This window comes from Thermodesulfobacteriota bacterium, assembly GCA_031082315.1.
In the GTDB taxonomy this organism is placed as follows: Bacteria; Desulfobacterota; QYQD01; order QYQD01; family QYQD01; genus QYQD01.
Genome location: JAVHLC010000002.1, coordinates 1 through 25,045, shown reverse-complemented (window position 1 = coordinate 25,045; position 25,045 = coordinate 1). Strand labels below are relative to the sequence as shown.

General features: G+C 49.1%; 20 protein-coding genes, 1 tRNA gene and 1 riboswitch. Of the genes, 9 read left to right on the top strand and 12 right to left on the bottom strand.

Annotation, left to right across the window (positions count from 1 at the left end; genetic code table 11):
• Positions 1–108: 108 nt before the first annotated feature.
• From fliG to RDU59_01950, 9 genes are all read right to left on the bottom strand, one after another.
• Positions 109–1,134 carry a flagellar motor switch protein FliG gene (fliG, locus tag RDU59_01990; GenBank protein ID MDQ7837245.1) on the bottom strand — a complete coding sequence of 342 codons (1,026 nt, stop codon included), beginning with the start codon at positions 1,132–1,134 and terminating at the stop codon, positions 109–111.
• Complete coding sequence (fliF, locus tag RDU59_01985; GenBank protein ID MDQ7837244.1) at positions 1,135–2,700, bottom strand: flagellar basal-body MS-ring/collar protein FliF; 1,566 nt, start codon at positions 2,698–2,700, stop codon at positions 1,135–1,137. It abuts the gene before it with no gap.
• A gap of 224 nt (positions 2,701–2,924) precedes the next feature.
• Complete coding sequence (gene fliE / locus RDU59_01980; GenBank protein ID MDQ7837243.1) at positions 2,925–3,230, bottom strand: flagellar hook-basal body complex protein FliE; 306 nt, start codon at positions 3,228–3,230, stop codon at positions 2,925–2,927.
• Between the two features lie 108 nt (positions 3,231–3,338).
• Complete coding sequence (flgC, locus tag RDU59_01975) at positions 3,339–3,776, bottom strand: flagellar basal body rod protein FlgC (GenBank protein MDQ7837242.1); 438 nt, start codon at positions 3,774–3,776, stop codon at positions 3,339–3,341.
• Between the two features lie 2 nt (positions 3,777–3,778).
• Positions 3,779–4,168: a flagellar basal body rod protein FlgB gene (flgB, locus tag RDU59_01970; protein ID MDQ7837241.1), complete on the bottom strand. Its 390-nt coding sequence runs from the start codon at positions 4,166–4,168 to the stop codon at positions 3,779–3,781.
• Positions 4,169–4,395: 227 nt separating this feature from the next.
• Positions 4,396–5,763, bottom strand: coding sequence for a sigma-54 dependent transcriptional regulator (locus tag RDU59_01965; GenBank protein ID MDQ7837240.1), 1,368 nt, complete (start codon positions 5,761–5,763; stop codon positions 4,396–4,398).
• A 17-nt stretch (positions 5,764–5,780) separates the two neighbouring features.
• Positions 5,781–7,049 carry an ATP-binding protein gene (locus RDU59_01960; GenBank protein MDQ7837239.1) on the bottom strand — a complete coding sequence of 423 codons (1,269 nt, stop codon included), beginning with the start codon at positions 7,047–7,049 and terminating at the stop codon, positions 5,781–5,783.
• A gap of 183 nt (positions 7,050–7,232) precedes the next feature.
• On the bottom strand, positions 7,233–9,254 hold the full coding sequence (locus tag RDU59_01955) for a tetratricopeptide repeat protein (GenBank protein MDQ7837238.1): 2,022 nt from the start codon (positions 9,252–9,254) through the stop codon (positions 7,233–7,235).
• 201 nt (positions 9,255–9,455) lie between these two features.
• Entirely contained in the window at positions 9,456–10,862 is a 1,407-nt protein-coding gene (locus tag RDU59_01950) for a sigma-54 dependent transcriptional regulator (GenBank protein ID MDQ7837237.1), read from the bottom strand.
• Between the two features lie 661 nt (positions 10,863–11,523).
• Here RDU59_01950 and RDU59_01945 point away from each other — a divergent pair.
• A complete protein-coding gene (locus tag RDU59_01945) occupies positions 11,524–12,651 on the top strand; it encodes a DegT/DnrJ/EryC1/StrS family aminotransferase (GenBank protein ID MDQ7837236.1) in 1,128 nt (375 codons plus the stop codon).
• Positions 12,652–12,769: 118 nt separating this feature from the next.
• Here RDU59_01945 and RDU59_01940 read toward each other — a convergent pair whose 3' ends face one another.
• Entirely contained in the window at positions 12,770–13,045 is a 276-nt protein-coding gene (locus tag RDU59_01940) for a hypothetical protein (GenBank protein ID MDQ7837235.1), read from the bottom strand.
• A gap of 324 nt (positions 13,046–13,369) precedes the next feature.
• Here RDU59_01940 and RDU59_01935 point away from each other — a divergent pair, with 324 nt between their 5' ends.
• The 6 genes from RDU59_01935 to recQ all read left to right on the top strand — a co-directional run bounded on the left by RDU59_01935 (position 13,370) and on the right by recQ (position 22,022).
• Positions 13,370–14,212 (top strand): universal stress protein, encoded by an 843-nt coding sequence (locus tag RDU59_01935; GenBank protein MDQ7837234.1) that lies wholly within the window; start codon positions 13,370–13,372, stop codon positions 14,210–14,212.
• Complete coding sequence (locus RDU59_01930; protein MDQ7837233.1) at positions 14,202–16,880, top strand: cation-transporting P-type ATPase; 2,679 nt, start codon at positions 14,202–14,204, stop codon at positions 16,878–16,880. The genes RDU59_01935 and RDU59_01930 overlap by 11 nt, the downstream gene beginning before the upstream one ends.
• Before the next feature lie 278 nt (positions 16,881–17,158).
• A riboswitch (cyclic di-AMP (ydaO/yuaA leader) is annotated at positions 17,159–17,292 on the top strand.
• A gap of 83 nt (positions 17,293–17,375) precedes the next feature.
• Positions 17,376–19,358 (top strand): APC family permease, encoded by a 1,983-nt coding sequence (locus RDU59_01925; GenBank protein MDQ7837232.1) that lies wholly within the window; start codon positions 17,376–17,378, stop codon positions 19,356–19,358.
• Between the two features lie 80 nt (positions 19,359–19,438).
• Positions 19,439–19,540 carry a hypothetical protein gene (locus RDU59_01920; protein ID MDQ7837231.1) on the top strand — a complete coding sequence of 34 codons (102 nt, stop codon included), beginning with the start codon at positions 19,439–19,441 and terminating at the stop codon, positions 19,538–19,540.
• Between the two features lie 45 nt (positions 19,541–19,585).
• A tRNA-Arg gene (locus RDU59_01915) sits at positions 19,586–19,662 on the top strand.
• A 170-nt stretch (positions 19,663–19,832) separates the two neighbouring features.
• Positions 19,833–22,022: a DNA helicase RecQ gene (gene recQ, locus RDU59_01910; protein MDQ7837230.1), complete on the top strand. Its 2,190-nt coding sequence runs from the start codon at positions 19,833–19,835 to the stop codon at positions 22,020–22,022.
• Positions 22,023–22,576: 554 nt separating this feature from the next.
• Here the strand turns inward: recQ and RDU59_01905 are convergent.
• Positions 22,577–23,071: a hypothetical protein gene (locus tag RDU59_01905; GenBank protein MDQ7837229.1), complete on the bottom strand. Its 495-nt coding sequence runs from the start codon at positions 23,069–23,071 to the stop codon at positions 22,577–22,579.
• 123 nt (positions 23,072–23,194) lie between these two features.
• Positions 23,195–24,088, bottom strand: coding sequence for a hypothetical protein (locus RDU59_01900; protein MDQ7837228.1), 894 nt, complete (start codon positions 24,086–24,088; stop codon positions 23,195–23,197).
• Between the two features lie 364 nt (positions 24,089–24,452).
• On the opposite strand from RDU59_01900, the gene RDU59_01895 reads away from it, so the two are divergent.
• Positions 24,453–24,761 carry a transposase gene (locus RDU59_01895; GenBank protein MDQ7837227.1) on the top strand — a complete coding sequence of 103 codons (309 nt, stop codon included), beginning with the start codon at positions 24,453–24,455 and terminating at the stop codon, positions 24,759–24,761.
• A partial coding sequence (locus tag RDU59_01890) for an IS3 family transposase (GenBank protein ID MDQ7837226.1) occupies positions 24,758–25,045 on the top strand: 288 nt, incomplete at its 3' end. The genes RDU59_01895 and RDU59_01890, both read left to right, overlap by 4 nt.

The following is a 25,045-nucleotide window of genomic DNA, read 5'->3' as shown; positions in this document are numbered from 1 at the left end:
CCGTTTCCAGATTCAAGCTTTCAGCCATCAGCGGTCAGCTGTCAGCAAAAGAATAGGATAAACAGCATGTTAAGCTGAATGCTGATAGCTGAGTGCTGACTGCTGAATTTATACAAAAATGTCCTCCCCGCCCTTGCCGCCAAGCATAATTTTACCTTCGCTTTCCAGCCTCTTGGCCACCTTTATGATCGCCTGCTGGGCCAGTTCTACATCCCTTAATCTTGCCGGCCCGGCGATCTCCATGTCTTCCTTAAGCATCTCGGACGCACGCGAAGACATATTACGAAATACCTTATCTTTAAGCTCCTCCGAGGCAGTCTTTAAAGCCATCTTAAGTTCATCACTGCTGACCTCTTTAAGTATGGCCATTATGCTGCGATCGTCCACCTGCAGGAGGTCTTCGAAGATAAACATTCTCTTGCGAATCTCATCGGCCAGGTCCTGTTTCTGTTCTTCGATCTGTTCCATGATGGCTGCTTCCGTGGCCCGGTCCGTCTGATTCAATATCTCCGCGGCCGTTTGAATACCGCCGATAGTATGCGTTCCCTCTGTGCCGCCGATAACCGTCAGCTCTTCCTGAATAGCCTTGTCAATTTCTTCAATAACCTCAGGGCTGACTTTTTCCAGCATGGCAATGCGCATCAATACATCGGCCTGTATATTTTGCGGGAGCTCCATAATGATACTGGCGGCCTGCGCTTGTTCCAGGTGCGCAAGAATCAGGGCGACAGTCTGGGGATGCTCGCTCTTAATAAAATTACCAACCGTTTTACTATCTAACTTCCTTACCTTCTGAAAGAAGTTAAGTTTCCATTCCTGTTCAATCTCTTCCAGAATACTCTGGGCCTGTTCGCCCTTAAAAGCATGGCCTACCGCCTTCTTGAAAAACTCATTGCCATCTACCGCTAGCCCTCTGATCGATCCGGAAGAGACAAAACCCTGGAATTCCGTGACCAGGCTTTCAACAATATTCCCCGAGACAGGTTCAACCTTAGTCATCTGCCTGGCCAACTCTTTGATCTCATCTTCTTTCAGTCTCTTAAAAACTTCAGCCGTAAATTCCTCTCCCATGGACAGGAGAAGAATAGCGGCCTTTTGCGGACCAGAAAGGAGCTTCTCACCCTTCTCAGCCATTTATTTTTCCCTCAACCACTTTTTTACCAGTTCTGCCGCCCGGTCAGGCTGGCCTTGCACCAGTTGCATTGTCTGATCTCTTTCCGCTTCTTTAAAGTCCACTAACGCTCCTTTTTCCAGATCCCTGATTGATGCCGGCAGACCCGTTAAAACCGTTTTTTCCGGCCTGCTTGTAAGCAACCACTTCAATAGCGGCTTAGCCACAAAGAAGATAAATATCAGGACCAGAACAATATTAAATAACGGCCTGGCTATCTTGGAGAGATACTCCCGCCAGGGGACAGATGCCGGCGACTCTTCTTCCGGCGCGCCCCAGGCAAAGGGTATATTTACAACTTCTACCTGATCACCTCTTGCCTCATCGAAGCCGACCGCCTTTTTTACTATGTTCTCAAACTGACTCATTTCAGCTTGCGTGCGCGCTGCATATTGCCGGGCGCTTTTTCCTTCCTTGGCCGCCGTCTCTTTGTAGGCGCCGTCTATCATTACCGCCACAGAGAGTCTTTTAATGGAGCCGGCCGGTCCCAGCACCTGCCTGTTTATCTTGTTTATCTCATAATTTGTGATCTCGCTTTCCTTTTGATAAAGGGACTTATTGCCCAAATTGGCGCTTCCTTCTAACTTGCCGGCCAGGCTCCCTTTTACCCCCGGGATACCGGCCGGAATGTTACTCCCGCCTTCTGATTTTTCTTCCGAGCGCTGTTCGCTTCTTACAACCGCACTATCCGGGTCGTATTTTTCTTCGGTTATATTTATCTGCTGGAAATCGATGTCCGCTGAAACACGGGCGATGGCTTTGTTGGGACCTAAGACCTCTCCCAGCATGCCTTCCACCTTTTTCCTCAGCCCATCTTCTATGCCTTTCTGGTAATCGAGTTGTGCCGTGGAAAGAGATCCGGTTATATCAGAGCTGCTTTTTTTGTAGAATAACCTGCCTCCGACATCGGCTATAGTTACATCTTCAGGGGCCAGTCCCTGCACCGCACTGGCTACCAGATGGACAATGCTCTCTACCTGGTTATTGTTAAGGGTCATACCGCCTCTTAACTTTAAGATAACCGAGGCCGCGGGTTTCTTTTCCTCCTCTACAAAAAGAGACTCCCGGGGGATGGCAATATGCACCCTGGCCTGCTCTACTTCCCGAAATTGACTGATGGTACGGGCCAATTCTCCTTGCACCGCACGTTGATAATTGAGTTTCTGCACAAAATCCGTAGTCCCCAGGCTGGTCTTGTCAAAGATTTCAAAGCCCACGCCGCCGCCCCGAGGCAATCCTTCACCCGCTAACGTCAGGCGCATCTCGTGTACACTTTCCCGGGGGACCGTTATGACCGTGCCGTTTTGTTCCAACTGATAAAGTATTTTTTTCTCTTTAAGTTTGGCTATGATACCGGCGGCGTCGTCTTGATTCAAGTTGGTATATAACACTTCGTAATCAGGGCGGTTTGCCCAGGTCATAAGCAAAATGAAGCCCAAGACCACCGTTCCAATAACAACCAGGGTCATAATCTTCTGTTTTATGCTGAGCGACTGGACAAATTCCAAAAGCTGCTGAATTTGCGGCATTTTTACCCCTTATGGCCTGGCAAGTATTGTCAAAAGATTAACCACAGAGCACACAGAGAAAATAAGAATATCAATAAATTAAGATCAGCTTTATGCACTTGTGGTTATTTTTCACCTGAAAATACCTTTTATCTGTCATTCCGGGCGGTCTTATCCCCGCTGACGTCAGAAGTTTATATTTAATATCCTGGAAATCTGCGTTCATCTGCGTCCGAAATCAAAGATTAGAACTGCATACGCATGACTTCTTCATAGGCTGAAATAATTTTATTCCGGACCTGCATCATCATGCGGAACGAAATGCCGGCCTTTTCCACAGCGATCAGTGTTTCATGCAGGTTAGCATTCTGGCCGGAAGCCAGCTCTTCGACCTTTTTATCGGCAACCTGCTGTAATTCGTTTACTTCGGAGAGATATTTCTTGAGTTGATCACCGAAGCCGGTTCCGGATGCCTTTTTTATATTTTTGAGACCAGCCCCAGCGTTATTAAGGGGCGCAGCAATATCCGGGGTTATACTCTTTGGACTCATGGAAGTAACCTCCGCTTGTTTTAACTATCAGCAATCAGCCGTCAGTTTTCAGTGATTTGAAATCTCAGATCATAAACCGCTAGTTGCTGAACGCTGATAGCTTCTTTATCATTTTCCTATCTCCAGCGTCTTTAATGCCATGCTCTTGGCGGCGCTGATAGCAGTTACATTGGCCTCATAGGCACGGGTTGCCGAAAGCATGTCCACCATTTCTTCCATGACATTAACATTCGGCATGCGGACAACACCGCGTTCATCGGCATCCGGATGGCTCGGATCATACACCTCTTTGAAATCTTCCTTATCCTCAATCACACCTAAAACCTCTACACCCCGCATGCCTTCATTCAATTTATCGGCCAGGGCGGCCTTAAAATCTTCCTGTACCGGTTTGGCCATAAAGACTATAGACCTGGCCCGGTACGGTCCCCCCTCCGGCGTCTGCGTCGTCTGAACATTAGCCAGGTTGCTGGAGACTACGTTCATACGGGCGCGCTGTGCCGTTAGCCCCGAAGCGCTGATGCTCATCGCCGTTAAAAGATCCATAATTATTTACCCCCTTCAATTATGACCGTCTTTATTCCTTCAAATTTTTTTGCCAAAAGTTGTATGGAGGCCTGATACATCAGGTTGTTTTCCGCCAGTCCGGCCATTTCCTGGTCTATATCCACCCCCTGGTAAGGGGATTCGACGACGCGGGCTGATAAATTATCATCATCTCCGACAGGCAGATGGCAGCGGCTGGTCCTGACAAGTTGCAGCTCACCCCCTTCTACGGCCGTGCGCATGGCATCCTTAAAGGATATGTCCTTTGGTTTAAAACCGGGGACCTCGGCGTTGGCCACATTACTCGTAGTCAGGCCATGCTTCAGGAGACGGACATCCAGCGACCGTTTAAGAACCTGCATGGTATGCGTAAATAGCTTTCCACCATCCATAATCCCCTCCCTATTTATGCTGTTTCTTTGTAATTACTCGGGTTATCAGGTTCACGGTTCACAGTTGGCTACCTTGCGCCTTTCATACTCAACCTTGAACCTTGGAACTTTGAACCTGAGTAGTTACGTTTCTTTTTACCTTTTCTGTTTTTAATACTATCTATTATTTCTCTGTGTGCTCTGTGGTTAAATCCTGCCTTTTAATTAAGCAAATTCCATACCATGTACTACTTAACCCACCCCTGTAAGCGATATTCCTGTAGTTTATTACGCATGGTGCGCACACTAATACCCAGGATTTTAGCCGCATAGGTACGATTACCGTCGGTTTCGTCCAGGGCCTTTAAAATCTGCTCTCTTTCTATGTCCTTAAGTGGAGCCGTACCGGTCGGGGATGCAGGCTTTTCTCCGGGAGGCTTTACGGCCATATCATCGAGCATAAGACTCTGTCTGGTTACCTCGTTACCGGTACAGAGCAGTACCGCTCTTTCAACGGTGTTTTCTAATTCGCGCACATTACCTTTCCACGACAGGGTTATGAGATATTCAGAGGCCTCAGGCGATACGCCTTGCACCGGCCTTCCATACAACTGACTATACTTTTTCATAAAGTAGTCGCAAAGGGCAGGGATGTCTTCTTTCCTCTCTCTTAAGGGCGGTATTTTGAGGGGGATTACGTTCAGGCGGTAGTACAGATCCTCGCGAAACGCTCCTTTTTTAACCATTGCTTCTACATCCCGATTTGTGGTAGCAATAACCCGCACATCTATAGCTATGGGAACCTTACCCCCGACACGGTCTATCTCATTTTCCTGAAGGACCCTCAGCAACTTGGCCTGTAACTGGATCTGCATCTCGCTGATCTCATCCAGCAGGATGGTGCCGGTCTGGGCCAGCTCAAATTTTCCTATCTTACGGGTTATGGCCCCGGTAAACGCCCCTTTTTCATGTCCAAATAGTTCACTTTCCAGTAACCCTTCGGGCAGGGCGGCACAATTGACCGCCACAAACGGCTTATCCTTTCGTTCGCTTTCCGCATGAATAAACCGGGCCAGGAGTTCCTTCCCGGTCCCGCTTTCTCCCTGGATAAAGACCGTAGCGCGGCTGGTGGCCACGCTTCTGGCAATATCCAGAATCCCCTGCATTCGTGCGTTGCGCGTGACCAGTGTGGGGGCAGGCGGCAAGCTACTTTCAGAGGCGGGTTGTCCTTTCATAATATGCGCCCCCCGCCTCGTTCCCAGGGCGCGCTCTACCACGTGCTCCAGTACCTCGACCGAACAGGGTTTAAGGATATAATCAAAGGCCCCCTTTTTCATGGTTTCCACGGCATTCGCTATAGTTCCATAGCCGGTAAGCATAACCACCGGCATATCCGGAAATCTCTTTTTGGCCTCTAGCAAGACGCCCATCCCGTCCAGCTTTGGCATCTTAAGGTCAGTAATAATGAGATCCAGCGGCGTCTTATCTATCACCTTGACCGCGGCCTGACCATCCTCTGCCAGCACAATCTTATGCTTATTACGCGCCAATGCCTCAAATAGCGCCAGGCGCATGTTAGGATCATCATCTACGATCAGGATGGATGCCGCAGTCATTATCCGTTCCCGGTGACTCACTTTGCACTTTTCATTGGTAAATAAATGGTAAAACTGGTTCCTTTGCCTGCTGCGCTGTTAACCTCAATCATACCTCCGTGCGCCCGAACGATATTGTTCACTATGGCCAATCCCAGACCACTGCCGCCCTCTTTTGTGGTGAAAAATGGGTTGAATATCTTCTCCAGGTGTTCGGCCGCAATTCCTGTGCCGGTATCGGCAAACCGTATAGCCACCCCTTCTTTTCCCTTTCTAATTCCCGTTGAACCTTTTCGCCTGGGGTTATCTTTTTCATCTCTGGTCTCAATAACAAGATTGCCCCCGGCGGGCATGGCCTGGATAGCATTGAGCATAAGGTTGAGCGCCACCTGCTTCAGCAACTCACGATCCCCCATGATCCATGGCCGGCGGGCATGGTACTTTTTAATAATCTCCAGCGGTTTTGCCCGGGGCAGGAGGCCGACAAAATTTGCCGCTTCATCGAGCCATGCGGCCACCGGGATTTTCTGCAGCCTCGGCCTTGGCGACTGAGTAAAGATCAGGTAATTAGCCAGTAGATTGTCCAGGCTGCGCACCGCCTGAATAATATGTCCTGCTATCCGATGGTTTTCGACATCACCGGCCAATTCTCTCTGCAAGATGGAAGCAAAAATCTCTATGCTGCCAAGCGGGTTACGCACCTCGCTAACCATCTTGGCGGTCAAATCACACATGGCAATGAGACGGCTATTACGTTCCGCCTGATCTTCCAGCCTCTTCCACCTGGTAATATCTTGCAGGATGGCAATACAACCGGCTTCATCAACGGCAGCGTCGCCTTTTAAAGGGGTCAGGGTGTACAAGACAGAAACAAAATCACTTCCGTGCCTGAACCTGAGCACACGCTCTTCTCCATATCCTAATGCCTTTATTTCTTTCACAGTGCAATCTTCCAGCAGGGGGTGTTTACTCAGAATCCGGTAAAAATTTCTCCCCTTATACCGGCTGAAGTTGATGCCTGTGATGGCGCAGGCGGCGCTATTCCATGCCGCTATTTTCTCCCCTTTATTCAATACCACAATGCCGGGTTGCAGGCTCTCCAGGATATGGTGAAGGAAGTCCCGGACCTTCCTGTTTTCAGCCAGGCTGTCCGCCAGTTTTCTGTTTTTAGACTCAAGCTCAAGGTCCAACTCCTTTATTTTAGACTCAAGCTGAACGAAAGACTTTTGTAAGTCCATGGCAGCATGATTAAAAGCGGTAAACGCCTTGCCAAGCAGTCTCAATTGTGCTGATTCGGGCACGGTCATTAGAATCACCGTAACAATTTAGCGCTTTTAAAAATGCGCTAAATCTCATTGCAAAATGGAAAATGCAACATGGAAAATGTAAAATTTCGGACAAAAACCATCAACATTTTGAATTTTGCACTTTGAATCTTGCATTTTGAATTGAAGTTTAGCCAGTTTTTCAAAAGGCTAAACTGATACGAATCACCTTACCGAACTAAGTCTGATTCCCTGTAATCTGCCCTGGGCTACCTTTTTCCAGAATTCATCACCGGTTTTAGCAATAGCCGTAAGCTCGACCTCGGCCTCGGCCATCTTCCCCAGGGCCTCATAACAACCGGCCAACTTGTAGTGAATTCCGTGTCTTTTTTCCGGCGGCACGGCAAGCGCCAGCGCCGCCAGGTAATCCTTTATGGCCGCTTCGAATTGTCTTTTCTCCTTTTGCCTGTCTCCCAGATCAACCCACAGTTCGGCAATCCGGGTCTTCAACGAGCCGCTATAGTCTTTTTCACCCAGCAACGGGGTAAGCATATTCAGTATGTTACGTGTTTGTGCCTCTGCGCCGGTGCGCTGTGTACAGTAGGCCCAGCTATACAGCAAAGAAGGGTTCATATATTCCCCCGGGTTCTTTTTAACCAGCCCGGCAAGGTAACGCGCCCCCTCTCGCCATTCACCGGCCAGGACATAGTTTTGTCCCAGGTTACCCGATGCTTTTTCTAAAATAGATTCGTTGCCGGGGCTGGAGATCAAGCGCTTCAGCAGTATGCCGGCCGTACGATAATCGCTCTTTCTTTGCGCAGTGTCCGCCCAATCCAGCAGGACCCGCTGACCTTCTTCTCCCTTGACGCCCAGCTTATTGGCCTGGTAATAAAAATGAGCGGCAGAATCATAAACACCCAACTCCCGAAAGGCGCCGGCTAAATAATAGAAAAAAGCGCCGTCCTTTAGCCCGGTTATTATTTTATCGTTCTTACGATAGGCATTAATGATCTCTACATATTGCCGGCGGGAAAGAAGGTCTCTGGCCTGACTGGAAAGCGTTTCCTGGCCTACATCCAGGACGAAAGCCAGATACGCAGACTGAGGGTATTTTTCTATGAAAAGCTGTACCCAGCTCATACTCTCTGCTGCATTCCCGGCCTCATAGTACCTTAACGCCAGCCGGGCCATGGCCTCTTCCGCTAACGGGTATTTCCGGGGTTTTTCTATCAGATTAAGATAAGGACGGGTATCAAACGACACCTTCCCCCCTTGAATTGTTTTATCCGGCCATTTTATCCGTTCGATCAGCCGGTAGCGGGCCAGGACAGCGCCCTCACTCTGAGGATAGAAGTTGGTCAAAAAGGTATAAAGCTTTATGGCTTCCTGAATTTTCCCTTCTATTTCATAGGCCTCGGCTATCTTATAAATAGCCAGATCATCTTTATCATCATTCGGAGTTATATTTATATAACGGAGGAAATCGGCACGGGCCGGGGCGTACTGTCCGGCTGCCGTTTCAACCTCTCCCCTGAAGAATAAAACCAGCGGCCAGCGCTGATGGGCATCAGGCCAAAACTTCAGTAGCTTCTCCAAATTCTGTGCCGCCTGTTCATAAGACTTTCTGTGGATATAGACCTCGATTAGTCCTAAATATGCCTCGCCTATTATCTTGCTCTGGGGGAATTTTGATATAACTTCCTGGAACTCTCCTTCAGCCTTGTCCAACTGCCGGGCCGAGAGGCATGATTTCCCCTTATAAAAATGGGCATAAGGGATATAGGGCGTGTTCTTATAGTTTTTGCCGACCAGGTTGAAATAAGCTGATGCCTCATAGTCATAACCCATTTCCTGATAAAGCAGGCCTAGTTGGAGATAGGCCCTGGGGACCTCGGCAGAGGACGGATACTTGTGTATAGCCGTCTGGTAAGCCTCGATGATAGAACTAAAATGGGAAGCCAGGCTCGGTCTATACTTGTAGAAATAGCAGTCTGCGAGGAGAAAATAAGCCTTTTCTGCCAAATTGCCGTATTCGTCGGTCTCAATAACCCTCTCATAAACGGATATGGCCTCATCATAGTAGCCTTGCTGAAAATTGATCGCTGCCTTTTCCCAAATCGCCGTCAGATGTGACGGAACTTTTTCTTTTTCCTGGGCTTGGGCCTGTCCGACAGGCTCGCCGGCTATGGATACCCAGGCCGCCAGAAGAAAAACAAAAATCGATCTATTTACCCTTCCGGGTTTCATACATACTCTCAGTTTTCATAAAAAATGAATAAACCAGACACCCTGCCAAAGGAGAAAGCAAGGAGTATGCCACAAGTGGTCAAGACAGAACTTAGTTCTTATATACAAATAGTTACGTATGTAGAGATTATCAGACGCCCGCCCTCAGTGGGTAAGGCAAGGGGAGGTTAAGGACTATATGGTCAAATTTTTGACAAATACTTAATTATCCATGGGATTGGCAGGCTTCATTAGTTTTTGCTTTTTCATCTTCTCAATAAGGGTCGTCCGGTTGAGATTGAGCAATTGTGCGGCCTTATTTTTTACCCAGCCGGCCCTGTCTAATGCCTGCAGGATCAGATTCCTTTCAAACTCGTTAACGGCGGCATGCAGATAAAGGCCCTCTTCAGGAAGGGCATTATGTGGTTGTGATTGGGCGGTATCCTTCTTACGATGGGCCAGCAATCTTTCCGGCAAGTCGCGTACGGTGATCTTATCATCATTGGCCAGTATGATCAGCCGCTCGGTCATATTTTCCAGCTCGCGAACATTCCCCGGCCAGTCATAAGACATGAAGCATTGCATGACCTCTTTAGAAATAGATTTTATATTTTTCTTCTTACTCTTGTTAAATTTTTCCAGGAAATGATGCACCAGAAGAGGAATATCACCGACGCGTTCTCTCAACGGCGGGACATGGATAGGGATAACATTAAGCCGATAATAAAGATCTTCCCTGAATCGCCCGCTTTCCACGGCCTCTTCCAGATTTTTATTGGTAGCGGCGATGACCCGGATATCTGTTTTAATGGTTTTGGTCCCTCCGATACGTTCAAACTGGTGGCCTTGCAGGACGCGTAAGATTTTTACCTGGAGGTTGGGGCTCATATCGCCTATTTCGTCCAGGAAAATAGTCCCGTTATGGGCCAGTTCAAAACGTCCGATACGCGTGCGAATGGCATGTGTAAAAGCGCCTTTTTCATGGCCGAATAACTCGCTTTCCAGCAGCTCTTCCGGAATAGCGCCGCAGTTGACCGGGATAAACGGCTTATCCCGGCGATCGCTTTGATAGTGGATGGCATGCGCGATCAATTCTTTCCCGGTCCCGCTCTCTCCCATTATCAAGACCGTGCTATCCGTCTGGGCTACCTTATCAATAAGGCGGAAAACTTCGCAGATATTTTCACTGTCTCCAACGATATTTTCGTAAGCGTATCTGGCATTAACTTGTTTTTTTAGAGTGGTATTTTCCCGTTTTAAGTCCCGGTAATTGAGAGCTCTTTCAATAACTACCTGTATTTCTTCCGATTTGACCGGCTTGGTCAGATAATCAAAGGCGCCTAATCGAATGGCCTCAACCGCGTTTTTGATAGTGCCGTAACCGGTGATGATAATACACATAGACTCCGGTGAATTTTCGGTAATATATTTCAGCAGTTCCATGCCATCCTTTTTGGGCATAGCCAGATCTGTCAAAATTATGTCATAAAATTTGTCATTAATCTTATCGACGGCTATTGCTCCGTCAGACGCGGTATCCACGGTATAGCCGTTAGACTGTAAAATTTCAGCAATGCCGCTTAAAACAGCCGGGGAATCATCTACAACGAGAATCGTCTCATTTCCCATAATTAAGCCTCTTTTTATAATTAGTGTTCATCCGGAAACTACCGTTTCCGGCTTCACGCTTACAGCGATCAGCTTTCAGCCGTCAGCAAAAACCTAAGACAAGACAAACAACACATTAAGCTGAACGCTGATAGCTGAGTGCTGAAAGCTCGTCCGGAATTTTTTGGTTTCCGGACGAAAACTAATTAACCGTCAAAAATACTTATACTAGTCAACCCGCCTGACTTAACCGGCCGGGCTAAGGAGTTATATATCAAGCGGTTAACGGGTGTCAATTATTTTATCATTCATTGTGGAAAATTATATAATACATACCCTAATTGTCATTGAGTGTCAATTATCCGTACATAACCCTGATCCACCATCAAGACATCATCTGCGGCGTTGTCTTCGCTCGCTCCTCCTTGCGGCGTATTGCTCCATACGCCTCAGTTGTCGCTCCTCGGCGCCTTGCATCTAATATCTTGCTGGTGATCAGGAATACCAACCTGCTGATGTTAATCTTGATAGCCAAACTAGAGGTGGATTTGGGCATAACATAACGACGGAATATAGACCGTGAGCATCTTTTCACTTGCAGTTAATACCTGTATAAATTAAAGTGCACCGTCAAATGTTTTTCGCATCAGCAGGACATAACCGGATATAAAATTTAAGGGGTATGAGATTGAACTTCGTTGACTTAAGACGCCAATATCTCTCCTACAAAGAAGAGATTGACCGGGCCATAGACAAGGTTTTGAACTCAACCCGGTTCATAATGGGACCGGAAATAAAAGAATTGGAAGAGCAACTTGCCGCCTATGTGGGAGTGAAGCACGCCATAGGTGTCAGTTCCGGGACCGATGCCTTGCTTTTAGCCCTTATGGCTTACGATATAAAACCAGGGGACGAAATTATAACTACCCCCTTCAGCTTTATTGCCACAGCCGAGGTCATCTCCCTGTTAAAGGCCAAACCGGTCTTTGCAGACATCGAAGACAGCACCTACAACCTTGACCCCGCGAAAATAGCCGGGATAATAGAACAGAAGAAGAAAACAGAAGAATTCAGGATTAAAGGTATTATAGCCGTAAGCCTGTATGGTCAATGTGCAGATTTTGACGCTTTAAAATCTATAGCCCAACGACATGATCTTTTTGTCTTAGAGGACGCCTGTCAATCCTTTGGCGCAACCTATAAAGACAGGCGCTCCTGTTCCCTTACTGACGTGGCGGCCACATCATTTTTCCCTTCGAAACCATTGGGCTGCTATGGCGATGGGGGGATGGTGTTTACCGGTGATGATTCCTTGGCCGGGAAGGTGCGTCACCTGCGCGAACACGGCTCTCAGGAAAAATATGAGCATAAGTATGTCGGTTTAAACAGCCGCCTGGACACAATTCAGGCGGCTGTTTTGCTTGCCAAGTTCAGGCACTTTGAAGATGAGCTTATTTTGAGGCAGAAATGCGGGGCGTACTACACAGAAAAATTAAAGGACCTCCAACCAACGGTAATCCCACCCGCCATCTTGGCGCATAATAAAAGCGTCTATGCCCAATATTCCATCCGGGTAAAAAGACGTGACCATCTGGCTGAGTCGCTCAGGAAAGATGGCATCCCCACCGCTATCCACTATCCAAAACCCCTGCACCTGCAGACAGCCCTCGATTATCTGGGACACCGTCCGGGAGACTTCCCTGTCTCTGAATCCGTGGCCGGGGAAATACTCTCCCTGCCTATGCATCCTTTTCTTACGGAAGACGAGCAATCCTTTATTGTGGACAGGATTGCCGCAGCACTGGCTTAGCTACTTTTTAATGGCCAAGAGGTTCTTTACGCAGATATATACTAATACCGGCCATCCGGCGATAACTGCAATCCAGAGCAGTAAGCCGAGAAACCCCAGTCCGCACATGGCCTTATAGTTAAGTCGTCAAACAGGCAAAACGCCAGCAGCAATCGGCCTGATCGCAATATACGATAGCCGTGCCGAAACAGTCAAAATTGCCTTCGGCGCGCTGGATGGCCCTGACAGCGTCTGCAAGCGTGAGGCCCTCGATAGAGATGTTCAAACCTTTGGCCCTTTTTGTTGCCATGGCCTTGGCCTTCGCCGTAACGCCGGCCCCTTCTTTCTTCACTGCCGCCGGAGCCTTCGGCTTTTGGGCCTTCGCCGCCGCCTCTTTTTTAGCTTTTGCCGCCATAGTCAAATAACCTCCCTGTTCTTAAACGATCATAAAAAATAATACGATTATTCTTATTCGTTGACAACTCTTTTTTTGAACCCTAAACTTTAATTAAGTTGTTTTAATCCGGAAATCCAAGAATTCCGGATGAGCTGTCAGCGTTCAGCTTAATGTGTTGTTTGTCTTGTCTTAGGTTTTGCTGACAGCTAATCGCTGATTGCTGAAAGCGTGAAGCCGGAAACATTAGTTTCCGGATGAACACCAATTAAGTTGAAACAACGATCTGAATTTGCATAATTTTCTTGTCGGATTTTTTATGATTATAGTTTAAAGAAGATTGCCATGACGTACAAAAAAATTTTATCCGCAGTTAATGAACACCTGAATTCAGAGATCGCGGCAAGGTATGCCATGAACCTGGCGCGGGCCTGCGCGGCAAGGTTCTACCTGTGTTTTGTGGCGGAAAAGGGGATGTCCGGAGCCGGCCTGGATCGGGCCGAGGATGCCATGAAGAGACTATTTAATGCGGCCCTGGCTATGGACCTTCCGGTGGAGAGCATTATAGGGACCGGAGACCCGGTGAAAGAGATTGACAAAATTGTCAGGCAAGAAAAGATCGACATAGTTTTTGCCTCCACGCGGAGGGAAGATATTGAGAAAAGATTCTACGCCGGCACCGTTGCCAGAGGCCTTTCTCTAAAACTTCCCTGCTCCGTAGCCCTGGTGCGGGTGGTGCACATGGGAAAGATACACCCGCACAAAATACTCGTACCCTTGAAAGCCATGATTGACCGTATAGCAGAAAGGGCGTACTTCACCTCAAAGATAGCCCAGAGTTTTGGTTCAAAGGTGTTCGTCTTTCATGCCACAAGGCCCATGACCAGGTTTTTCCATGGCGAGATACATCTGACTCCGGCCCAATGGGAAAAGAGATTGCCGGGAGACATCACGGATTTCATAGGGCATATCCGGAAACATAAGATTGAGATTGAAGGCCGGTTTTTGCCCGGCGCCACAGCCCGGAGTATAACCATAGAGGCGGCGGCCAAAAGGCACGACCTGATAATAATGGGAGCCAGCCAAAGGAACCTGTTAAGTGCGGTTCTGAAAGGCAATCCCGTGGAAGATGTCCTGAGAATGACACCCTGCGACCTCATAATCCTGAGCCCCCGGCATGAAGATTAATAACCTCACCAGAGAAGAAGTTTTACGCAATCTGGTCACATCAGAAAGCGGCCTCACCGAAGAAGAGTCCCAAAAGCGGCTTCTGGAATTCGGCCCCAATGAGATCAGAGAGGTGAGGAAGACCTCCTTATCCATCCGTTTTCTGAGACAGTTTACCCATTTCCTGGCCATACTCCTCTGGATAGGGGCCGGGCTGGCCTTTTTATCAGAATATCTGCACCCCGGAGAGGGGATGCTGACCCTCGGCCTGGCCATAGTGGGTGTAATATTCATCAACGCCGTCTTTACATTTATACAGGAATACAAGGCGGAAAAGGCCATTGAGAAATTAAGACTTCTCCTTCCTTTTCAGGTGAAAGTAATAAGGGAAGGGGGAGAAAGGGAGCTGCCGGCCAGAGAGGTAGTACCAGGCGATTTAATCATCCTTTCCGAAGGCGACAAGGTCCCGGCAGATGCCAGGCTTATAGATGTCACCTACCTTATGGTAAACAATGCCCCTCTCACCGGCGAATCCGAACCCGTGTCGTTGCATCATGAACCCGGCGAGGAGGAACTGATAGTAAGCAGAAATATCGCCTTTGCCGGAACGACTGTAGTCAGCGGTTCTGGAAAGGCTATAGTCTTTGCCACCGGTATGCGGACCGAGTTCGGCCGTATAGCCCACCTGACCAGCGCCGTGGAAGCCGGTCTAAGCCCCCTCCAGAAAGAGATTATTAAAGTGACCAGGATCATCGCCTTTATAGCCACCATAACAGGCGTTGTCTTTTTCGTTATCGGGCACCTCGTTGGAAGGGGGTTCTGGGAGAACTTTATCTTTGCCGTGGGTATAATCGTGGCCAATGTGCCGGAAGGGTTGCTCCCCACGGTCACCCTCTCCCTGGCCATGGGGAGCCAGAGGATGGCCAGGAAAATGGCCCTGATAAAGACCCTCACTTCGGTTGAAACCCTGGGATCGGTGACCGTTATATGCACAGACAAGACCGGCACCCTTACCCAAAACCGGATGGAGGCAAAAAAAATATGGACGGTCGATGAGCAGCAGTCCACAGTCAACAGCCTGATGAGAATAGCCTATTTTTGTAACAATACCCGGCTTATTGATGGGCAATACAAAGGAGATCCCACAGAAATCGCGCTGTTAAGGGCGGCAAGGGAAACCGTTGGGGATTTAAAGGCAGAGCGAGTGTTTGAAATACCCTTTGATTCCGAAAGAAAGCGGATGACCGCTGTGAATAAAATCCCCCCCGACCCCCCTTTGCCAAAGGGGGGGGAGGGGGGATTTTTCGCCTTTACCAAAGGGGCTTTAGAAAGCGTTTTACCATTATGCAGCCACATACTGATAAACAAAGGGGTAATCCCGTTAAATGAGACTGACAAAAAAAGAATTATGGATGCCTATCATTCATTGACGGATATGGGGTTAAGGGTGCTTGCTTTTGCCTACAAAGAGATGGCAGAAATCTCAAATTTCAAATCTCAAATTTCAAATCTCAACGCCGCGTCACTCGAAACCAATATGGTCTTTGTAGGACTGATCGGTCTGGAAGACCCGCCCAGGCCGGAAGTCCCTGAAGCCCTGGAGAGATGCCATGCGGCGGGCATAAAGGTGATAATGATTACCGGCGACGGAAGCCGGACGGCCCTGGCCATTGCCAGAGAGATAGGGCTGGTAAAGGGTAATCCGGTGGTGATAGAGGGGCATGAATTCGAGAGGATGGGTGATAGGGAACTCAGAGAAAAACTCACCGAGAAAGAGATAGTATTTGCCAGGATGACACCCAAGCACAAGATGAGGGTAGTATCCATTCTTAAGGAAGAGGGGGAGAGGGTGGCCGTGACCGGTGATGGAGTAAACGACGCCCCGGCTTTGAAGAAGGCGGATATTGGTATCGCCATGGGCATCTCTGGAACCGACGTGGCCAAGGAAGCCGCGGATATGATACTACTCGATGACAACTTTGCCACCATCGTGAACGCCGTAGAGGAAGGCCGGGCCGTGTATGAGAACATAAGAAAATTTATAAGTTACATATTCTCATCAAACATCCCTGAGATGGTGCCTTATCTTGCCTATGTGCTTTTCAGAATCCCTCTACCCCTGACTATCATGCAGATACTGGCGGTTGACCTGGGGACGGACATGCTCCCGGCCCTCGCCCTGGGGGCGGAAAAACCCAGCCGGGAGGTCATGAGACAGCCGCCGAGAAGCCCTGAGGAGAGGCTCCTGAATTTAAAACTCCTGAGCCGTGCCTATTTATTCCTCGGCCCTATAGAGGCCGCAGCAGGGCTATTTGGATTCTTTTATGTGTTGAATACCGGCGGCTGGAAGTGGGGAGAAATGCTGGCCGCAAACCATCCGCTTTACATGCAGGCCACCACCGCCTGCCTTACGGCGATAATAATCACTCAGGTGGCCAATATCTTCGCTTGCCGCTCCTTCCGGGAATCTGTATTCCGCATCGGCTTTTTCTCTAACAAATTGATATTTGTCGGCATAGCATCTGAGCTTATGTTGCAGTTATTTATCGTCTATCATCCCTGGGGTAATAAGATATTCTCCACTTATCCCATCGCCGTAAAGGTGTGGTTTATCCTGATTCCTTTTGCCTTTATCCTGTTTGCGGCAGAAGAGATAAGAAAATGGGTATCAAGAAAAAAATCGCGGTAACACGTTAGGTGTTTGAAACAGTCCTACACTCAAAAAAGGCTATTAATCTGGAACTCAGGAAATCAGGAACAGATAGACCCTCTTTATTTGTGTTTGCACTTCCCTGAGTTTCTGAGTTCCAGATTTGATATGTTTCTTTGCACTTTTTATCATGCATTTTCAAAACGCTAAATTGTTACTAAAAAAGGGATTTTAGGGGTGACATAATCATATTGCATTTACAAGGGACAATTTGGCGCTTGACAAACTTATGGTGAATCATTACAGTCGCATACTAACATAACTTGTAGCCGAAATCCATTCAGAGAATGGATGCGGGGGACCCAAACTTTTGGGGCGTAGTCCTTTTTGGATAGGGCACTTCCAAGCCCGAGCCCGTCAGCTAACTCCGTAGGCATTTGGAAGGGCAAAGGTCAGCGTTATTTAAAGCCGCCGGTCTTGTGCCGGCGGCTTTTTTTCGTTTAAAGTGGATAATCAGTTTGTTATGGAGGTTGTATGGTTTCCAGTGACAGCCAAACGGAAGGAAATGTCATCACAAAAATCATTCATGCGATCATAGGGGCGCCCAAGCAGGTGAAAGACCCCAATATTTTTCATAAAATGTCGCTGATCCCGGTGCTGGCATGGATAGGCCTCGGAGCCGACGGACTTTCATCTTCTGCCTACGGTCCCGAAGAAGCCTACCGGGCGCTCGGAACCCATACGTATCTGGCCATCCTTCTGGGCCTGACCACGGCCCTTACGGTTTTTATTATCTCATACGCCTACTCCCGGATCATCGAGCATTTCCCACATGGCGGAGGCGGCTATATCGTTGCCACCCACATGCTGGGCGAAAAGGCCGGGGTCATCTCCGGCAGCGCCCTTCTGGTGGACTATGTGCTGACCATCACCATATCCATTGCCGCTTGCGTAGATGCGCTTTTCAGTTACCTTCCCCTGAACTTCCACCACTACAAAGTCACAGTTGCCTGTTTCTTATGTTTGATGCTGATTGTTTTGAATATCCGGGGGGTCAAGGAATCTGTCGCGATCATGACGCCCATTTTTGTGACCTTTGTTGCCACCCATCTTTTGTTGCTGCTCGATGGCCTCTTTACCCATACCGACCGCTTTATTCCCCTGGTGAATGACTTTCAGACCGGCATTCAGCAGGACATCTCCTCCATAGGCATCGCAGGTATTCTTATGCTGTTCCTGCGGGCCTATTCATTGGGAGGCGGGACTTATACCGGCATCGAGGCAGTTTCCAACGGTTTGCAGATCATGCGAGAGCCGCGGGTGCAGACCGGCAAGCGGACAATGCTCTATATGGCAAGCTCCCTTGCCTTTACCGCAGGCGTACTGTTTCTGTGCTATGCGCTTCTTGACGTAAAACCGGTGGAAGGCAAGACCCTTAATGCCGTGATTGCAGACAACCTGTTTGCCGGTTGGGGGATGGGAAAGGCAATCGCCTTTACCACGATCTTTTCCGAGGGCGCATTGCTTCTGGTTGCAGCGCAAACCGGGTTTGTGGATGGGCCCCGGGTGATGGCGAACATGGCGGTTGATTCCTGGTTCCCCCACCGGTTTGCGGCGCTGTCCGAACGGCTGACCATGCGTAACGGCATCGTCCTTATGGGAGCTTCGGCCATTGCTCTGTTGATCTATACCCATGGCTCGGTATCGGCGCTGGTGATCATGTACTCCATCAACGTTTTTGTTACGTTTTCCTTTTCTCAGTTGGGAATGTCCCGTTTCTACATCCGGCGCCGCAGGGAAGACCCCAAATGGATGCAGCACTTGAGCGTTCATCTTGTCGGGCTTGTCCTTTGCGCCACCATTCTTGTGATAACCACTGTGGAGAAATTTCTCGAAGGCGGCTGGATGACGCTTCTGATCACATCTCTGGTCGTTGGCGTCTGTTATCTCATCCACAGCCACTATCAAACGGTATGGCAAGGAATTGCAGAGCTTGACAAGACGCTGCTGAACTTTCCCACATCCGGGCCGGTCAACAACAATCCGCCTGATAAGAACGATCCAACAGCCGTTCAACTTGTCTCCGGATTCAGTGGGTTCGGCGTTCATACCCTGCTTTCTATTCTTACGACCTTTCCCAATACCTACAAGAACATTATCTTCGTTTCTGTGGCAGTTATTGACTCCGGTTCATTCAAGGGCGCAGAAGAAGTTAAAGCCCTGGAACAATCGTTAAAGGATGAGCTTGAGAAATACGTTGAACTGGCAAGGAAGCTCGGCTTCGCCGCCGACTACCGCATGGCAGTGGGAACAGATGTGGTAGAAAACGCCATGCACCTTTGCAGGGATATCGCCGCCGAGTATCCACGATCGACGGTGTTTACCGGCCAACTCACCTTTCGGCTTGAAAAATTCTATCACAAGATATTACACAACGAGACAGCCTTTGCTATTCAGCGTCGCTTGCAATGGCACGGGCTGACAACGGTTATCCTGCCGATACGAATGAGAATTTAACAGAAAGGGGAATATATTTTGGGGGTTCTTTCTCAAACTGAGCAGGTAAAGTAAAATAGAAGGGCAGAAGGGGGACGGACATGCTCCCGGCCCTCGCCCTGGGGGCAGAAAACCCCACCCGGGAGGTCATGAGACAGCCGCCGAGAAGTCCTGAGGTGAGGGTCGGCAAGGTATGTAGATAAATTGCGATTGACAGCCGATCAAACAAGAGGTTATATAAACTCAGTGGGCGATTAGCTCAGGTGGATAGAGCGTTGGTCTCCGGAACCAAAGGTCGTGGGTTCGAGTCCCGCATCGCCCACCAAATAAATTCAGCAAGTCAGGCGCAAACCTGATAACGTTTTATTACTCTAAAAAATACATCCCCCTTCGTTCTACCCAAATCACACCTATAGCGAGGCGTCCTCCTTCACTTATGTGCGGGAGCGGTCGGCACGGCAAATACCGCGGGTCGTTTTATGCAGAGGAGTATCGATGAATGAGGGGAATGTTCCGGAAGAGCTGCGTATCCTCGACACCTTGAAGACCGTCTTCGGCTTTCAGTCCTTTCGTCCGAACCAGGAATCAATAATCAAGAGCATCATAAGGCGGCAGGACGTCTTCGCGGTAATGCCCACCGGCGGCGGGAAGTCGCTTTGCTATCAGTTGCCGGCAAAGATTACGCGGGGCACGGTCGTGGTGATCAGTCCTCTGATTTCGCTGATGAAAGACCAGGTCGACGCTGCGCTCGGAAACGGCATATCCGCTGCATTTATCAATAGTTCGCTGGGCGCCCGGCAGATATCGGACATCTATCGGATTCTGAAAGACGGCCGGATAGAGTTACTCTACATTGCGCCGGAACGTTTTGCCATACCCACTTTTCTTGAGACACTCACGACCGTTCCCGTCTCGCTCTTTGCCATAGACGAAGCGCATTGCATTTCCGAATGGGGGCATGATTTCCGTCCGGATTACCTAAATCTGGGTATTATCCGGGAGGCATTTCCTGAAGTTCCGATTGCGGCTTTCACCGCGACGGCTACTCTGAAGGTTCAGGAAGATATTGTCGGGAGGCTTGGCTTGATATCTCCGTATATTGTTCGCGCCTCGTTCAACCGGCCAAACCTCTTCTATCAGGTAATGAGAAAAAACCGGGTGGAGCCACAGATGCTGCAATTTCTGAAGGAGCATGCCAATGAGTCCGGTATTATCTATCGCGCCACGCGAGATTCCGTTATGGAAACGGTGGACTTCCTGAAATCCCGCGGGATCGCTGCCTTGCCCTATCATGCCGGATTGTCGGCTGAGGAACGAAGCAGGAACCAGGAATCGTTCAGCAGGGACGAGGCCTCGGTGATAGTGGCTACCATTGCCTTCGGTATGGGCATAGACAAATCGAATGTACGGTTCGTTGTTCATGCCGATCTGCCCAAGAATGTGGAAAGTTATTACCAGGAAACGGGGCGTGCCGGTCGTGATGGAGAACCCGCCCAGTGTCTCCTCTTCTTCAGCAGAGGTGACATCCCTAAGATCCGCTACTTCATTGATCAAATATCAAACGATGATGAACGCAGGATCGCGCTGGAGAAACTGAACCAAATGGTGGGTTATGCCTCCCATAACCTATGTCGGCGAAAACAGCTTCTCGGTTTTTTCGGCGAGGACTATCCCTCCGATGTTTGCGGTGCCTGTGATATCTGTTCCGGCAGTGTCGAATCAATCGACGTTACCGTAGATGCGCAGATATTCATGTCCGCCGTGGCAAGAACCCAGGAACGGTTTGGGATCGGGCACATCATTGATATAATAACCGGGGCTGATACCAGGCGTATCCGTGAGCTTCGGCACAACCAAATCAAAACCTATGGCGCGGGAACACACAAGGGCAAGAATTACTGGCGATATCTTGCGGATGAACTCCTGGCGCAGGATGCCGTCTGCCAGGAGGGTGGCAAGTATCCGGTGTTAAAGCTGACAGCAAAAGGTCTGGCCATACTTCACGGTAAAGGACAGGTTGCGGCGCTGAAGAGGGAGGAAAGCGGAGCGAAAGCCCGGCCGATGGCAGGCAGCGCATCCGAGGCGCATGATAATGCGCTTTTTGAAATACTTCGCGGTGTGCGCAAAAGCATTGCCGAAGACGAGCACGTCCCGCCCTTTATCGTATTCTCCGACAAGACCCTCCGTGAGATGGCCGGGAGCTCCCCGGTGACCCCGTCCGATATGAGCAGAATCAGCGGGGTGGGCACTGCCAAGCTCGAACGATACGGAGAGGCCTTCGTGCGTGCCATAAGAAGATACCTGGATGATAATCCCGGCATTTCCACGCGGGCCGGACAATATAGCGCCCTTGATGACAAGCCCGGCCCGAAAAAGAAAAAGGGCGAAACAGTGGGGGAGACGTATGGACTCTTCAGGAAAGGATTATCACTGGAGGAAATCGCAAAGTCGCGTGGACTTGCGCCGTCCACTATTGCCGCGCACCTGGAACGGCTTATCCACGACGGCCGCGATATCGATATAGGCCGGCTTATTGATCCCGAAAAGCGGGAGAAAATCGAAGCCCTGTTCCTGACGCTCCAGCAGTGGAATCTCAACCCCATAGTAGAGCATTCGGACGGAACGGTAACCTATGAGGAGGCCAGACTGGTAAGGGCCTGGCTATTGTCCAAGGCTCCGGCATAGACCGGAGTTATAATACAGACGCCCAAAGGTATTTATTTGGTAACACGTTAGGTGTTTGAACCCGTCCTACATTCAGAAAAGGCTATTAATCTGGAACTCAGGAAATCAGGAAAAGATAGACTCTTTTTATTTGGGTTTGCGCTTCCCTGAGTTCCTGAGTTCCAGATTTGATATGTTTTTTTTGCACTTCTTATAGCGAACGTATAGAGCAAGAATTGAAATCGGAAACATGATGGAAAAAACCGAAGAGAAGCAGAGTTTACAGCCAGAAAGAAGTTGCCGATTATTAAGTGAAGAATGAAGACATGCCCCCGCTGGCCCCCACAGTATAATTCCTGCCACAGGTCGCCCCGTGGCGCAGGGCGATACACAACCGCGCATTTTCTGCACGAACGCCCCGGTCGACAGTAATGGGTTGCAATTAATCGAATAAGGTTTTGTTACTTTTTTACCAGCGTCCCCACATCCCCGGTCGACTTCCCTGACCGGCGCTAGAAGGACGCCGTCTGCGGCGGCCTTTCAGCGTACGTGTCCAGGTGTTTGTTGGCATCCCCTCATTCTTGCGTGACGTCGTAGTCCTGCTTCTCTGGGTTGAATACCATTCTTGCCGAGGCCGGATAGTCATTCCCCACCTGACGGAACAGCCTGATGAGTCTGTCCACGGGGACTTGGTACAGTGATTTGTGTCGCTCCCGATCAGAGCAGAAGAACACGCCATCGAACGAACCGTTCTCCGTGAAGGACGGGACGAAGACAAAGCTATGGATGAGCTGGTTGCACACCCACGTCAATTCAGCCGCGCAGTCGGACGGTGAGTCAAGATCGTACAGCTTGCCTATCATGTCCCAGTTCATATGCGTCACAGGTCTGCCGCTATGGGGAAATGCCCGGAGACGGATGGACTGGCGAGCAAGGTGCGCAGACAGTTTGTGAGACTCGATCAGTTTGCGGATGCAGTAGCACCCGATCATCACGGTCTTCTCTACGACCGCGAATGACGCCTCCGGCCAGCGCTGCTGGGATTTCTTACGCTCCAGCGCTGTGGCCATCCGGAGAAGCTCATCTTTCCAGTATGCGGATTCCCAAATCATGTTTCCGATGCCAACGGTGGGGCTGTGCGGCTGGAGCGTAGCGACAGTCCGAACCAGCCCCTTGTTAGAAACTGATCACTCCTATTTCGAAGTTTTTCTTAGCTGCACAAACTCATCATCTGTAAGCTGGCCGATTTTCCCTAACCGTTCACTTATTTTCTGCTTTTCAAAGTCAATATCATGGACGGCGTGGGCATAGTAGCAATGAGGTAATACAAATTCCTTGACGAAAGGATGGTCCTGAGCGTGATGCCGGACCCAGATCTCTCCCGGGACATCAAACACTAGATAGATGTCTTTTCGATTTATTACACCAAAAATTTCGGTAATCGCAGCAATTAGCTTGTTGATTACATCTGATGCGATTGCCTCAAAATCGAATGTTCCGCTGTAGTGAATGCTTTGATGTCTAATCGGCATCAGCTCTTTCATAGTGGTGATTGCCTTTTCAGGCACTAGGCGCCAATCATGGATAATGGTAATCATCTTTCCCCAATCATCGAAGCTTTCTTTTCGATATACTCTCTTGTAATGAGGATCACCCTTAAAGTGCTCACGAGTTTTTAGGATTAAGCGATTCAGTATTCTCTCAGCCAGGCAACATGCCGAGGTTACAGCGGGATAGAAATATCCGGCTGAATATGTATTAATGATCTGAGTGATTTTCTCGGGATACTCGTCAATTAGCCCCAAAGGTGGATATTGGATTCTGAGCCACCTTTCAAGTTTTTGCTCAAACTTTTCATGCCCTAAGGCTGCCTTTAAATGTTCGGTATTCGTATCGGCCTGTTCCTTAAGAGCAGGTGTTGAGTAAAACCCACGGATTGTATCTATAAAAAAGCCCATCAATCTGTATCGGCGGTCAAGATCAGGGCACAGTAGATATATGGGATCTTTTCCAGCCACCTGAGAGTCTGTGACACTCAGGATATGCTTCTGCTTGCATGTCGGGCAGGTCCACTCTACTTTTGGCATTTTATCGTATTCCTAACGTTCGCGTTAACCCGCGAGCAAAAGGGGCGCGAAGCGCCGGTTTTGCGAGTCGGTCTTGAACGCGGTGTTATGCGTTTGTTTACCCTGTAATGATCCCACTACTTAACCCAGCCTTCACAAAGTTTTCGAGAGCCGCTAAATATTGATGGGAAAGATCGATAGCATCTTCAGGGCCACCCCAGTCCACAAACACGTAGCGAATGTTTACCTCGGCGTTTGATTCTTGTGGTTTAGATAGAGGCGGTTCTTCCTTGTGTTCGCGAATTTCTGTAGTGCCATCCTCTCTCTGTATGGGCTATACTGACATCTATGGACAGAGTTGCTTGAGTATGGCAGAAATGAAGAGATGAAACAGAACCACAGTTACAGCCCAGAACTTAAGGCAGAAGTTATTAAAATGGTAATTGAACAGGGGATGACCCATGATGAGGTATCCCGCAGGCTCACAATACCAAAGGGTACCATTGCAGGATGGGTTGTGAGCTACAAGAAGGGAAAAGGCACGTCGATGCCGGGGACACCTTCAGTAGCGGACCTTACCGCTGAGAATGCCAGGTTGAGAAAGGAACTGGCAGAAGCCCGGCTAGAGCGGGAAATCCTAAAAAAAGCCGCAGCGTACTTTGCCAAGGAATCGATGCCAGGTACGCGTTCATGAAAAAGTATCGGTTCCGCTATCCTATTGGTTTCATGGCCCGAATCCTGGAAGTTTCGCGCAGTGGTTATTATGCGTGGCTGAAAGCTGTACCGTCTCAGCGTGCCATCAGGCATAGAGGTTTGAAGCCCCTGATCGAGGAGGTTCATATTCAGAGCCGAAAGACCTATGGCAGTCGCCGTATTACCGCAGAACTCCAAGAGCAGGGACATGAGGTAGGAAGAGACCAAGTTTCACGCCTCCGTAAGGAAATGGGTCTGTTTTGCGTACAGAAGAAAAAATTCAAG